Here is a 14,273-nt window from a genome sequence, read left to right as displayed (position 1 = left end):
TGATTTAGGATCAGGATTGGCTTCATGTCTAATTAAAGAGGAACAACAGAGAAGAACACTAAAAAATAGCATCAAATTAACTTAGTGTACGACGTATAAATCAGTCGCCATTTAAAATTCACTTAATTTATTTTTTATATTATTAATTAACATTGGATTCTTGGTTAAAAATGCTATAGAGAAACTCGATAGCATTGAACCTTGCTCTTCATCCTCGGTTGAATGTTTATTAGGGATGAAGGCGTCATGGCTGGGCACCAAATATAATGGTGAAGACTAGCCAGCGGGCAATATGGCAGGGAGAGTCATAAATTGGGCTAACGGCACTGGCCTTGAGAAACGAAAACCTTGTAGCAAATCACAGCCGCGCCCGATTAAGTATTCCTGTTCGGCGCGCGTTTCCACCCCTTCCGCAACCACTTGCAAGCCCAAATGATGCCCCATGGTGATCACGCCCTCTACGATAGCTGCATTCTCTCGATTGTGATCAATGTTTTGGATAAAGCAGCGATCCAGCTTTACCTTGCTGATCGGTAGTTGACGAAGGTAACTGAGGCTAGAAAAACCCGTCCCAAAATCATCAATCGCCACTTGAACGCCAAGATGGCGTAACGCGGTTAATTGCTCGATGGCCTTGTGGGCACCAGACATCAGTACCCCTTCTGTTACTTCCAACTCCAATAGGTGCGGTGCTAAACCGCTTTCTTCTAGCGCCCGCTGTACTTCCAAGAAAAAACCACCACGGCGAAAGTGCACCGGCGAGATATTTACCGCTACGGCTACCGCCTGAGACGCCGACCTATGATTGTTGATAGTGACTGCATCAACACAAGCTTGGCCTAATACCCACTGATCGATGTTGACTATTTGCCCTGTTTGCTCCGCGAGAGGAATAAAATCATTAGGCGACACCAAGCCCCGTTGTGGGTGCTGCCAGCGCACCAGTGCTTCTAGGCTACGCACCTCGCCGGTGCGTGCATCAACCAAAGGCTGGTAATAAACCACAAACTGTTGCTCTTCTATGGCGTCCAGAATCTCTCGGCGCAGCGCAATATGACCACCAACTTGAGAGCAAATATCACCGCTATACCACTGCCAAGTATTGCGCCCTTGGAGCTTGGCTTCACGCAGCGCTAGGTTGGCGTGCTGGATAAAATCACCACTGTCATGGACTGCGCCATCTATGCTCGAAATACCAATACTGACGCTGATATGTAGCGGGTGCTCATCGATGACAAAGGGCCGAGAGAGCAAGGTGAGTAAGCTCTCCGCCGCTTGGATAATCATTTCTTGATCACGGTCTAACAACAGTAGGCCAAAATCATCGCCACCTAAACGCGCAAGCACATCCCCCATATTCAGCCAATCACGTAATCGTTGCCCGACAGCATGCAACAAGTGATCGCCTATCAGATGACTGAGGCCCTCATTGATACTCTTAAATCCGTCTAGGTTAATCACCAGCAATGCCATAGGTCGCGACGGCTGACGATGTTGGTAATGGTATTGCAACTGACCTTCAAAGGCGGTGCGATTTAACAGTCCGGTTAGTAGGTCATGGGTGCGTTGAAAGCGCAGCTTTTCTTCATTTTCGCGCTGTCGGGTCACGTCTTGCTGAATACCCACATAATGGGTGCAACTGCCATCGAGCCCAAACACAGGCGCTATGCTAAATAAATTCCAAAAAGGAGTGCCGTCTTTGCGGTAATTGAGCAAGGTCACCTGCTGCTCGCGATGCTCAAGGATGGCGCTGCGGATCTGCGCGATGGCATTAAGATCTGTATCTTTTCCCTGCAGAAAGCGACAATTACGCCCCATTACTTCGTCTTTTTGATAACCGGTGATCTCTTGAAACATGGCATTGGCGTACACCAGCGGCAAGCCTGGGTGTGAAGCATCGGCCATCACGACCCCGTTACGTGTGGCATCTATGCCTAATTGTAATAAGCGCAACTCGGCTTGCTGGCGACGCTCGACGCTCACATCTCGGGCAATGCCATAAACGCCCACTATTTCACCGTCTACCATAATTGGCAGATTGGTAATTTCAAGTTGGAAAGTTTCTTCGCGCACGTTATGGCCGCTAAGCTCGTAGTGTTGCGTGATACCTTGGCAGGCTTGTTGGAAAGCCAATCGAGTGCGCGCCCGCTCAGCTTTGGCCACGAAGGCTTCATAATGCATACCGCAGAGCTGCTCCGCCGACAGGCCGGTGATATCGGTCACAGCCTGATTGCTATTGAGGAAGCGTCCCGCCAGATCCATCTCGTACACCGCATGGGGATGGTGGGTAAACAGTGAACGAAAACGTTGTTCCTGAGTGGCCAGTGCTCGTCGATCGCGCTGGCGAGCTATGGCTAACGCTAATAAATCGGCGGCTTGAATCAGCCTGATTTGTTCAGCTTGCTGCGGCACCCTAGGGTAACTGTAATAAGTGGCAAAGGTGCCGAGTAGTTCTTCATCTCGGGTCAGCACAGGAGCAGACCAGCATGACGCTAGGCCTTCACGGCGGGTATGTTCAAGAAAGTGCTGCCAATTAGCGTCTTGCTCTATGTCACCTGTGATCACTATCTCTCTGCAAAAGGCACTTGCGCCGCAGGCTCCAATGTTCTGCCCTACGGGAATTTTTTGTGCGGCCTGGCAGTAGGTTTCAGACAAGCCATTGCAGGCCACTAAACTGAGGGTATTATCTTCGGAGTCCAGCAGCATGAGCGACACGAGTGCATCGGGCAATTCTCGAGCCACCATATCAATGATGGCTGACAAGATCTCATCAAAGGGAGCATGTTGGGCTATTTGATTTTGAATATCCTGTTGAGCCGCGAGCGCATGACGTTCCAGATCCATGACTGGATAACTCCATTATAAAAAATAAATACCTAGATAAAGATAGCGTCAGTTTTAAAAAATGAAGAGAATTAACGCCTGCTCGGTGTGATTATAATGTTAATAATAAAAATTATTGAGACGAGAGTTAAATTTTAGCAAAAAATAATAACGTATTTTTTAAATGATGATTCTTCTATATACACGCATCATAAAGTCAGCCTCAAAAACCAGCTGCGAGGTGGCTTGAAGTCTGGTGCGCAGCTCAGCATTGGCTTTCCAGGCGAGCGGGGTCATTTGCAGCAAGTCGTCGGCTTGCTCACCCGTTAACACCATATCGTAGTTGAGGGTGGTTTCTTCTATCAATTCAAAACCCTCTACGCTTTCTGCTGCCTCATCATGCAAATGCACATTATCGTAAATCAGCTCTTTAAGTTGATAGAGGTGACGAGCGGCGGGGGTGACGGTAATAATGATGCCTTGGCTGCTTAATACCCGCGCTAATTCAGTGGCTTCGCAGGGAGCATAAATACGCACGACCGCGTCTAGGCTGCTATCGGCAAAAGGCAAGCGTTGGCTAGAGGCCACACAAAACTGCATGTGTTGGGAGGTATAACGCTTGGCTGCGTAGCGAATGGCCACCTTGGAAATGTCTAACCCGTAGCAAGTGCTGCAGCTGGAAAGCGCGGCCAGTTTATCTGCCAGATAGGAGGTGTAATAGCCTTCACCACAGCCAATATCTAAAATTTGTCGCGGTGTATCAAGCGTGTACTTCACACACAGTTCGGTTACTGCCTCACGCAATTTATGGTAGTGATCGGTCGCTAAAAAGCGGCGTCGCGCTTGCATCATGTCGACATTATCACCCGGCTCCTTGGAGCGCTTATGCTGCACAGGCATCAGATTAACGTAGCCTTCTTTAGCGCGGTCAAATTGATGGTTATTTTCACATGCAAGACCACCCGCGCTAGGAGCGAGGGCATGGTGACAAAGCGGGCATTGATAAGACATGTGGACCTACAACTGAAGAAAAAAACGAAAAACAGGCGTAGCGCAGTGTAATTGTTTTTATGAAGACATGCGATTAGAACGGTGATGAGTAATTAAATACGCGGTTTTGGATCACTTAGCGGTTAAACTGCACAAAATTCAGCCAAAAGTGTAATCAAACCTCTCATATCACGGCAAAATACTGTATATTCTGGCCTCGTTTTTTGACTGTAGCTACTCTACAGAGGATCTCTTTATGCAATTTTCATCTTTAGATTTAGCCCCCGATCTGCAACGCGCTCTGGTTGCCTGTGGCTACAGTGCTATGACACCCGTACAAGAGCAGGCCATAGTGCCGGCGCGCCGCGGTAAAGACTTACAAGTAACGGCACAAACCGGTACCGGTAAAACCGCCGCCTTTGCGATTCCTGTGCTGCAACGCATGCTAGATAAGCCCAAAGAAACGGTAGCCTACCGCCCGCGCACGCTGATTTTAACGCCGACTCGTGAATTGGCCGAGCAGCTTGGCGACTCCATTAGCGCTTATGCCCAATTTTTGCCAATTAGCGTTACCGCACTCTACGGTGGCGTAAAAATGGGTGGCCAGGCCAATAAATTAAAAGCCGGCGTCGATATCGTCATCAGCACTCCAGGGCGTTTGTTAGAGCATATGACGCTCGGCAACTTGGCCTTAAGTGATGTGGAATTTGTGGTGCTGGATGAAGCCGACCGTATGTTGGATATGGGCTTTATCAATGACGTGCTGAAATTGATGCAACTGACGGCTAAGAATCGCCAAACTTTGTTATTTTCGGCCACCACGTCACCTGCGGTAAATGAGCTGTCCCATAAGATTTTGCATGATCATCAGCAAATTCGCGTGACCAGAATCAACAGCACAGCGGAAACTGTGACGCACACTTTGTATCCGGTAGAAGAAAGCCGCAAGATTGAGCTGTTTGAAGAGCTGTTGGCCGAGCACAACTGGTTTCAGGTATTAGTGTTTACCAGCACCAAAGAACAAGCGGATCGCTTATTAGATGGCCTGAAAAAGAGCAAAGTAGAAGCCGCCGTGTGTCATGGCGACAAGAGCCAAGGTTCACGCCGTCGTGCCATCGCCGACTTTAAAGCCGCCAAAATTCAAGTGCTGATTGCCACCGAAGTCGCCGCCCGCGGCTTGGATATTCAAGGCTTGGATTATGTGGTGAACTTTAACCTGCCTTATTTAGCCGAAGACTACGTACACCGCATTGGTCGTACCGGTCGTGCCGGCGCTACTGGCACCGCCATTTCCTTTATCAGCCGTGAAGAAGAGCAATCGTTAGAGCGCATTCAAAAGCTGATTGGTTATGAAATCAAGCGCATCATCAAGCCTGGTTTTGAAGTGACCAGCCGCGCCTCTTTGTTAAAGAGCCTGTCGCGCAAGGTGATCTCTGGTCGCTCTAATCGCGCCAGTGAAACGGTAATAGAATTAGTGAATACCGGCGATAGCCAGCCGAAAGGCAAGCCACGCCGCGCGCGCGCCAGTGGTGAGTCTGAGCACAAAGTGGCAGCTAAGCCGGTGCATTATAAAAAGAATCAAAAACCGCAAGAAACCGGCCCCAAGAAGAAGAAGTTGCGCGGTAAGCGTGCTCAACAGCACTCTCGCTAAGTTCAGTAAGAATAAAATAGCGTTAAGCTGTTATTGCTTTAATTAGTATTAACGACACACAAAAATGCCGCCGGTGAAGTGATTCACTGGCGGCATTTTAATAGGCACTTACATTTTTAGAGCTAGGGCTTATCTGCAACGAAATCCACAGAATCCACGAAAAAATTAATATGAGATAAGAGCAGCAAGTGACAAGAGCCAAAGAGCCAAAGAGCCAAAGAGCCAAAGAGCTTTCATGGTAAGTTCAAGGGCCGTGTCTCTGATGGATTGAGCTAGCCCATGGTTTTAACTTACAGCTTATGCTCCCAGAAGAGGTAGGCTCTATTAACTAACTCCTTTCTGATCTCTATTATTCTGCGGATTTTGTAAATTTCGCTGCAAAAATATCTTTAACTGATTACCAACAAAGCTCAGCCATGTTTCAGTAAACTAATCACCAATAAATTCAAAAAGTTACATGGAACGACTCGTATTTTCGGTAAGAATATGGGACTCAGTTTGGTGTTTTGACCTTGTAGGGGCCAATTTATTCGGCCCGGTTTAGTGTTTTGGTCTAAATCTAAACCTCAATAACAGCCAGCAAAGCTGGCCAGCCGAATAAATTGGCTGCTACAAAAGACAAACCAAAACAACGCGCATCATGGCTGAAGTTCATACGTAATCAGGTATCTTTAAGCTTGTGGCTGATTACTGAGTGGCCAACTGGCGCATGCGGCTGTCGAAGTGGTCTACACCATCGGTGCCATTGCTAGCCATATTTAAGCTCACAGTGGCGGCCGCTCTTTTCGCCGCAGTCTCTGCTACAAAATTTTCTTGAAAACGGTCTACGCCATCTGTGCCATTGCTGCCCACGTTCAGGTAGATTTCGGCAGGAGTACAATCAGTCGTGGTAATACCGGTGCGCTCAGCTTGCAGCTTGGCCATTTTTGCCTGAAAACGGTCTACGCCATCGGTACCATTGCTGGTCGCGCTAAAACAAATCTTGGCGCTAGCCTGTTCTGTGCTGGCAAATGCGGCTTGAGTAGACAGTAAGCTGGTGGCGGCAAGAATAAGCAGTGAGGTAGTTTTTAACATGATGCGTGTCCTGTATGACCGGCCTATCCGGTTGATAGACACAGCATACCTTGGTCACACTGACGAGAAGCTGACGGCTAAATGACATTCTTGTCATCAGGGTAAATGGCTGTCATGCGAGTAAATAATCATCGTCTGGCTAGATTGATAAAGAGAGGCAGCAATGGCATTAAACATCTTAGTTTTCTTGGGCTCAACACGCATTAGCGGCCCACCCGCTCCAGCGCGGCTCGGTGAGCGCGTCGCCTTATGTTGCGCCCAGCAGTTAACGGCTGCTGAACACAATGTCACCGTTATAGACCCGCTGGATTACAACTTAGGCGCTAGCTTTAAACCCTACTTCTCTTATAAAGCAGGCAGTGCCCCTGAGCGGTTGCAGCAGTTAAGTGAGCTGATCAAAACGGCAGACGCTTATGTGATGGTGAGTCCGGAATATAATCACAGCATGAGCCCAGCTTTAGCTAATCTTTTAAATCACTTTGGCAGCTCGCTGTTTTCCTATAAGCCCTCGGCCATCGTCACCTATTCGGCGGGGCAATGGGGTGGCATACGCGCAGCGGTGAATATGCGCAGCTTCTTATCGGAATTAGGGTGTTTGCCGGTATCGGCCATGATCCACTTGCCGAAGGCGCAAGCCGTTTTAGACGACAAAGGAGAGTACTTAGCGGACGTCAATGCCGGTGAGTGGCACGGCTATTTTGAGCGTACATTTAGTCAGTTAATTTGGTGGGCCAATGCCGCCAAGCAATATGCCCAAGGCGCAGGCCACCAGCTAAGGCCGAGTGCTTTTACACTTAGCCCAGCTCAACGTAATGCACCAGACTCTCGCTCAAAAAATTAAAATTTATCACCCTTAGCAGTAATGCATTGACTAAGCATGGCTTCATAGCGAGCGGTCAGTTTGGCAAGGTAGTCATTCACGTCATCATCAAAAGCCAGCGCCTCGCCCACAATCACATCGCAGTTAAACGGCACCAATAATGCTTCACCCTTTGGTAGTGCCTTACCTAAACCATGCAAAATAATGGGGATCACTTGGGTGTCGGGATATTGCTGAGTGAGATAGTGAATACCGCGCTTTAATTTAAACTCGCGCTCTTCAGTCAAGGATCGGGTGCCCTCAGGGAAGAACACAATAATTTGCTGATCGGCCAAGGCTTGATAACAGCCTGCCAGCAATTGCTCGCGGGGAATGCTGCCGTCGCGCTCGATAGGAATAATATCGAGGCAATGCATGGAGAACCAAGCAATCCATTTGTTTTTCATAAAGTAATCCGCCGCCGCCACCGGTCGTATGCGATGCAACTGAGAAAGCGGATACAGGCTCATTAACACCAGCGTATCGAGATGACTGGTGTGATTGGCGGCCAAGATTGCCGGGCCAGTTTTTGGCAGCGCTTGTCGATTCATCACATTCAGGCCCAGCGCAATCAGCACCACCGGCTTAACGACCAGTAAAAAAAACGCCATTTTTAGCCATTTCAGCTCGGCTATTTTCTGTTGCACTTTCTTTATCGACGTCTTGTTTATAAATATCTGGCTCATCATGGTCACTCTTAGCCGACGAAGTCTTTGGTGATGTAATAAAAGTAATGGAAGAATATTGGCGTGCTGTACATCAAGCTGTCCATTCTATCGAGCAAACCGCCATGACCCGGGATCAAGGTACCTGTGTCTTTAATGCCAATATCACGCTTGATAGAAGACAACACCACATCGCCAATAAAGCCCACACAGGCAATTAAGAAACCCGCTACTAAGCCTTGTTGCCAACTTAAAATGGTGAGCCAAGGCGCCAGCACAGTCGCGAGTAAGGTAGTGGTTACCACGCCGCCAATAAAACCTTCCCACGTCTTATTGGGGCTGACTTTAGGAATTATCTTATGCTTGCCAAACTGTTTACCAAATACATATTGGCTGACGTCGTTACTCTGGGTAATAAAGAGTAAAAACAATACTAGGCCAATAAAGCCTGACTGTTCATGAAAGCGGCCTAAGTTCACCAAGTAAGCAATGTGACTCAAAGTAAATACCGCCAGCATTAGGCTCCACTGAATAGTGGCGTTGGCCTTGATATAACCCTTAGTTTCGCCAATCAAGGTGGCACGCATCGGCAAAAACAAGAACATATACACGGGAATAAAAATGATAAACATGCCATACCATTGGATATAGGCAAAGTAGTACTGCACCGGAATGGCCAGATATGCCCAAAACACCAACCGCCGGTCCACGGCGCGCAAGGGTGCAATTGAGTAAAACTCTTTTAAGGCTAAAAAACTGATAAAGGCGAAGAAGACAGTGGTAGCCATTTGCCCCATATAGAGCGCTGCCAGCACCAGCCCTATGATCCACCACCAGGATTTAGTACGCAGTATGAGCTCTTCATAGTCTCGGTCTGGATATTTTTGTTTTTTGAATAAGGCAATCCCAGTAGCGATGGATAGAGCCAAAATTAAAAATAGCGTCATGTAAGTAGAATGCTGCATCCTTGGTCTCGCATTGTTAGTTTTATCCTTAGTCACATAAGCCGTTATGGCGACTACCATTTGTCACACAGTCGGCTTTTCTGGCTGTGTAGCTGAGCTTAAGATTGATTTAGCTCAGCGGCCTCCATCAAGCCACGGCGCACGCGGTTATAAAGGGTGTAGATCAATAAGACCAGCACCAGCCACAGTGCGACCGCTATCCAACGGATGTCGAAGACATTAATGGCGACTAAAATACCGAGCAAACCAAATACAAAAGCGCGATCACTCTTACCCATGGGCCCGTCGTAACGCCTTGATGCTCCCACCATCAAACCCAACACACCCGCGTATTCCACCAGCGCCGCCATTAACACCACGCCAATCACCAATAACGGTGGCACGCCGGCGATCAAAGCAAACGGCAGATATAAGGCGCTGTCGGCCGCCACGTCACATAACTCATTGAGATACGCGCCCAGTTTAGACTGCTGACCAAATTCACGCGCCAACATGCCATCTATGGCGTTCAGCGCCATGCGCAGCAACATCCAAATCGGGATCAAGATAAACATCCATTTATGATCTGCTTGCCAAGCCACCAACAAGGCCACTAATAACGAGATGCCCGCAGCGACCAGCGTCACCTGATTGGCGGTCACTCCGCGCTCCGCTAGACGCACCACAGAGGGGCGCAGTAAATTCTGAAAGCGTGGTTTAAGTGAATAGATAGAAATCATGACCTTCCTTAGTCTGTTAAGTCGCTAAGCACAGAGGTAACCAAGGGTTATTCAATACCACAGATACATAAGAGTCTAGTTAAGACTTGCGGTAACCATGGCTGAATTTGATTTGAATACAAAAAGCGGCTTGTGGGGTCTACTTGGCAGCGATTGAAATCGTTACTTAATCTTGCTCTTTTAGCTTGCCACACCGCCTTGGCGTAAAAAAGAGTTAAAAAATAATAAAGGAGTCTTCATGAGTTCAGCAGACAATAAAGGCTCGCGCATTCCCCAAGGGCGCATCACGCGCATGGCCAGCTTGGCGTCTTTAGCCTCTCGCGTGGCCGGTGGTATGCTAGGTGAAGGCGCACGTCAATTAGCCCAAGGCAAGCGCCCTAGTGCCAAAGATTTATTATTAACGCCGGCTAACGCCAGTCGTATCGCCGACCAATTAGCGCAATTGCGCGGTGCCGCCATGAAGGTGGGTCAGCTGTTATCTATGGATGCCGGCGACTTACTGCCCCCTGAGCTCACGCTGATTTTATCGCGGCTGCAGTCTAATGGCACGCCCATGCCCGCCAAGCAGCTTGGCCAAGTATTAGTGCAAGAGTTAGGTGAAGACTGGCAGCAACATTTTGCTCAGTTTAGTTTTAAACCCATGGCCGCCGCCTCTATTGGTCAAGTACATCTAGCCCACGCCGACGATGGCCGTAAGCTCGCGATTAAGGTGCAGTATCCGGGCGTGAGCGCCAGCATAGACAGCGATGTAGATAATGTAATGACCTTACTAAGGCTGAGCCGTTTGCTGCCAGACAAAGTGGACTATCAACAGCTATTAACCGAGGCTAAACGCCAATTACATGCGGAAGCCGACTATTTATTAGAGGCAAAACAACTCACCACCTTTGCCGATTTGCTGGCAGATGCGCCGCAGTTTGCCTTACCCCTAGTTGATAGCCAATTAACCACCTCGCGTTTGCTGACCATGAATTACATGGAGGGCTTGGCGCTCACCGCATTACAAGAGCAGCCGCAAGAAATTCGTAATCAAGCGGTCAGCCAGTTGTTTAGTTTATTGTTTAGAGAGTTATTTGAATTTCGTTTAGTACAAACGGATCCCAACTTTGCCAACTACTTATATCAGCCTGAATCTCAACGCTTAGTGCTGTTAGACTTTGGCGCCACGCGGGCTTATCCCGAGACGATTAGCGAAGGCTACCGGCAATTATTTAGCGCCGGCCTGCGTGAAGACACCCCCGCCATTGAGCAAGCACTGAGTCAGATTGGCTTTTTTAGCCAAGATATAGTGCCCAGCCAGCGCCAAGCGGTAGTCGACATGGTGCAGTTAGCCTGCGAGCCGGTGCGTGAAAATCTTGCTTATGATTTTGCCAATAGCCCACTGGCCAGCCAATTAAGGGACGCCGGCACCCAACTCAGTCTTGAGCAAGGCTATTGGCATAGCCCGCCGGCAGATGCGCTATTTTTGCACCGTAAAATAGGCGGCTTGTATTTATTGGCGGCCAAGCTCAAGGCTCAAGTGAATGTGCAGCAGTTGTTACTGCCGTATGTACGGCTGTAAGTAAGACGAGTCTGGCGTAATAGCCTCAGCACGGCCGCACGCTCAGCCAAAACTCACTTCATAACCGGTGAATTTACGCAGGTTAATCACCCCGCTGTCCAAGATTAAATACTGGCCTTTGATGCCGAGCAAGGTGCCGGATACCTCGGGGTTTTTATCGAAGTTATGGCTGGCAATCTTGGTCGGGTATTCCAGCACCGGATAGCTCAAGTTCACTATCGGCTCATCCAATACCGTCACCGCTTGCTCGCCGTAATTAAGCTGCAGCTCGTCGATTTTTTGCTGAATGGCAGGCAATAAGCGCGCGGCTTCGGCTTTAAGGTCGATATCTGCTGCGCAGCCCTTGAGCATGGTACGCCAGTTGGTTTTGTCGGCCACCAATGCGGCTAAGGCCACTTCTACTAAGCCGGATAGTTGGCGCGTCGCAACGCGCAAAATCGGCAGCGCTTGGGTGGCGCCTTGGTCAATCCAGCGGGTTGGCACTTGGGTTTGGCGAGTAATGCCCACTTTTAAGCCTGAAGTGTTAGCTAAATAAACGATGTGCCCCACCATGCAGTGCTGTTCGCCCCACTCTGGCTCGCGGCAGGTGCCGGCAAAGTAGTGGCAGGTTTCGGGCTTCATAATGCACATATCGCAGCTGGCCAGTTTCTTCATGCACGGAAAACAGTGGCCCTGAGCATAGCTCTTGCTGCTTTTTCGCCCGCAGGCGGTACAAAAAATACGGCCCGTGTAAGTCAGGGTAATCGGTTGACCAAGATGTTCATTAAGGCTAACGCTATGCTCGCCTAAGGCCAGTTGATAATGAATGGTGTTATCGAGGCGGGCGGGCATCTTCACTAAGGTGCCAGTGACTGCTTGGGTGCTGTGAGGTGTCATGCTGTAGTTGTGATAAGGAATTTAGCCGCAACTGTAACAGTCACGGCGAGATAACGCATCTTTGCTGCCGTAAGCGCTTGTTTACGACCTAGAGTTAGCGCTATTAAGCCCTTGGGGAGTCCTTTGAAGCAAAGGCGATCGCGCCGTCGGCGGTGATCTGTTGTACCAGTACCGGCTCCCCTTGCTCGTTAAATTTTACATAGCCTACGCCTGCGCCATTGAGCAAGCGCTCGCCCTTAGCGGCCGAGCTCGGCGGATGCGGGGTAATTTCCAAGCGACGACGGCGCGTAAACCAGTTTAAGGGCGAGCGTGGGGCATACAGCCAGCGATTGAGTCGGTCCAATATATCTAATAAGCGTGTAGGGAATTCGTTTTTAATACCGCTGCTGGTGATCTGCCAAATATGTGGCTCTGCGTCTCGGTAGCGCAATTTAATGTCGTACATAAAGGAGTAATGCACGTCTCCTGAGAGCAGCACATAGTTACCTGGCGTACGGGTATGGCGAAAGATATTCAAAATTACATTGGCCGTGCCTTTATGGGTCATCCAGTTTTCTGCATCCACCAGCAAGGGTTTGCCACACCAAGTAAAGACCTTTTGGATCACCTCAATCAGCTTTACGCCAAATACCGGCGTTGGCGACACTATAATCACCGAATCGTGGTTGAGCAGCTCACTTTGTAGTTCGGTCAAGGCTTCCCAATTCATCAAGCCCGAGGGTTGCTCAAGATTGGTGTCGGCTCGCCAGCGCCGCGTACGGGTATCCAGCACCAACAATTTAGGGCTAGTGGGCAGGCTGTAATGCCACTGCGTAAAGTTAAATAGATGCTCGATCAATGCGTCTTGCTGCGCCGCTGTCGGCTGCTGACTCCAAGCCTGTAACAGCGCCATGGGGTCAGTGAAGGCATCGGGATTATTACCCCAGCCTTGGCAAATGAAATATCCTGCCAGCGCATTGCCGATAATACGCCGCGAAAAAGGATGGCCGTAAGCACTGGCCTCCCATGCCGCCGTTAGATTCCAATCATCGGTCACATCATGATCGTCAAATATCATTAAGGTAGGCACCTGAGCCAACAGGCGTCGTACCGCTGACAATCCCCCGACAAAGGCCACTAGCCGCTCGCGCTCTAGCTGATATTGTTCTTGGCGTTCAGGGCTCAGCCTGGGCTGTTCTTCGGTGAGCGGCTGCCAAGGTATGGGCGACCACACCAGCAAATACATGGCCAGCACTTCGGCCAAGGTAATTAAATGGTTATCGGCGCTACTGGTGGTAAAAATGGGTTTGCGAGCGCCCTCAAAGAAGCGCTTTCTCAGCGTCCGGTTGCCTTCAAAACGAGGCAATAGCTCACTGCGGCGATAGTAGTTTAACGGACTGGCGAACAGCTCTTCGCTGTTCGCCACCAGCGCTCCTTCCAACGTTTCTGGATACAGGCCTAAATCGGTAATCAGCTGATGAATGGCCGTTAACATGGGCCCGGCTACATCATCGGCATAAATTTGGTCACCGCTGAGCATCAATAATGCAGGCCGCTCTAGGGGATCTGTGTGCCGCTGCGCCAGCCAAGCATCCGCCACCACTAAGCCATCACTGGCACCATGATGAGGTTTACGACAAGAGCCGTGCAAGATGGCATCGATGCGGCTGCGGATCACCAATTGGGGGAAGACGGCTTCGCCGTAACACAGCTCAGGCGCCCAGTCGGCTATGCTGCACCAAGGATCTTGATCCGTTTGGCGCCACTGTAAGTCGTAGTCAATTAAGGTGTCGTTGGGCAAAGCCTCTGCCAGCTGAATATCAAGCAGCTGAATAAAACAATGATCCCCCACTTGCAGTTGCTCTTGATGCATTTGGTTATCAGCCGCCAGCGGGCCATGCAGAGGAAAGCGTAAGCGAAACTGCAGCGAGGTTCGGCTAGCCAGCCAAAAAACCAGACGCTCTGCGCTCGCGCGACGCAAGATGGGGCCGGCTAAAATGGTCGAACTCATACGATGCCAAATAAACAAAATAATAAGGCCATCATAACGGTCGAGCGACGGACTTGAAAAGAGCTATCACCAAGGTTCACTCGAAGCTGCGTCTATGCTG

General features: G+C 49.5%; 11 protein-coding genes. 3 read left to right on the top strand and 8 right to left on the bottom strand.

Annotated elements, in window-relative coordinates; all coding sequences use genetic code 11:
- Positions 1-276 precede the first annotated feature (276 nt).
- On the bottom strand, positions 277-2,844 hold the full coding sequence (locus ACEN2G_RS00265; protein WP_442019454.1) for an EAL domain-containing protein: 2,568 nt from the start codon (positions 2,842-2,844) through the stop codon (positions 277-279).
- A gap of 159 nt (positions 2,845-3,003) precedes the next feature.
- Entirely contained in the window at positions 3,004-3,834 is an 831-nt protein-coding gene (rlmA, locus tag ACEN2G_RS00260) for a 23S rRNA (guanine(745)-N(1))-methyltransferase (protein WP_442019453.1), read from the bottom strand.
- A gap of 235 nt (positions 3,835-4,069) precedes the next feature.
- Between rlmA and ACEN2G_RS00255 the strand changes: the two genes are divergently transcribed.
- Positions 4,070-5,464, top strand: a complete 1,395-nt coding sequence (locus ACEN2G_RS00255; protein WP_442019452.1) for a DEAD/DEAH box helicase — start codon at positions 4,070-4,072, stop codon at positions 5,462-5,464.
- A gap of 687 nt (positions 5,465-6,151) precedes the next feature.
- On the opposite strand, the gene ACEN2G_RS00250 is transcribed toward ACEN2G_RS00255, so the two are convergent.
- Positions 6,152-6,538 carry a hypothetical protein gene (locus ACEN2G_RS00250; protein WP_442019451.1) on the bottom strand — a complete coding sequence of 129 codons (387 nt, stop codon included), beginning with the start codon at positions 6,536-6,538 and terminating at the stop codon, positions 6,152-6,154.
- A gap of 163 nt (positions 6,539-6,701) precedes the next feature.
- Between ACEN2G_RS00250 and ACEN2G_RS00245 the strand changes: the two genes are divergently transcribed.
- Complete coding sequence (locus ACEN2G_RS00245) at positions 6,702-7,379, top strand: NADPH-dependent FMN reductase (protein ID WP_442019450.1); 678 nt, start codon at positions 6,702-6,704, stop codon at positions 7,377-7,379.
- On the opposite strand, the gene ACEN2G_RS00240 is transcribed toward ACEN2G_RS00245, so the two are convergent.
- From ACEN2G_RS00240 to ACEN2G_RS00230, 3 genes are all read right to left on the bottom strand, one after another.
- Entirely contained in the window at positions 7,376-8,086 is a 711-nt protein-coding gene (locus tag ACEN2G_RS00240; RefSeq protein WP_442019449.1) for a lysophospholipid acyltransferase family protein, read from the bottom strand. The two genes, ACEN2G_RS00245 and ACEN2G_RS00240, sit on opposite strands and share 4 nt — an antisense overlap.
- Positions 8,087-8,094: 8 nt before the next feature.
- Positions 8,095-9,027: a phosphatidate cytidylyltransferase gene (locus ACEN2G_RS00235; RefSeq protein WP_442019448.1), complete on the bottom strand. Its 933-nt coding sequence runs from the start codon at positions 9,025-9,027 to the stop codon at positions 8,095-8,097.
- Between the two features lie 98 nt (positions 9,028-9,125).
- On the bottom strand, positions 9,126-9,746 hold the full coding sequence (locus ACEN2G_RS00230; RefSeq protein ID WP_442019447.1) for a CDP-alcohol phosphatidyltransferase family protein: 621 nt from the start codon (positions 9,744-9,746) through the stop codon (positions 9,126-9,128).
- A 238-nt stretch (positions 9,747-9,984) separates the two neighbouring features.
- Between ACEN2G_RS00230 and ACEN2G_RS00225 the strand changes: the two genes are divergently transcribed.
- A complete protein-coding gene (locus tag ACEN2G_RS00225) occupies positions 9,985-11,307 on the top strand; it encodes an ABC1 kinase family protein (protein ID WP_442019446.1) in 1,323 nt (440 codons plus the stop codon).
- Between the two features lie 42 nt (positions 11,308-11,349).
- Here ACEN2G_RS00225 and ACEN2G_RS00220 read toward each other — a convergent pair whose 3' ends face one another.
- Both ACEN2G_RS00220 and ACEN2G_RS00215 read right to left on the bottom strand, forming a co-directional pair.
- Positions 11,350-12,183 (bottom strand): DUF2797 domain-containing protein, encoded by an 834-nt coding sequence (locus ACEN2G_RS00220; protein WP_442019445.1) that lies wholly within the window; start codon positions 12,181-12,183, stop codon positions 11,350-11,352.
- A 103-nt stretch (positions 12,184-12,286) separates the two neighbouring features.
- Positions 12,287-14,173, bottom strand: coding sequence for an alkaline phosphatase D family protein (locus ACEN2G_RS00215; RefSeq protein ID WP_442019444.1), 1,887 nt, complete (start codon positions 14,171-14,173; stop codon positions 12,287-12,289).
- Positions 14,174-14,273: the final 100 nt, after the last annotated feature.

Origin of the sequence: Oceanisphaera sp. W20_SRM_FM3 (assembly GCF_052119705.1) — a bacterium.
Taxonomy (GTDB): domain Bacteria; phylum Pseudomonadota; class Gammaproteobacteria; order Enterobacterales; family Aeromonadaceae; genus Oceanimonas.
The sequence above is the reverse complement of the archived record's forward strand: the minus strand, read 5'-3'. Positions and strand labels throughout refer to the sequence as shown.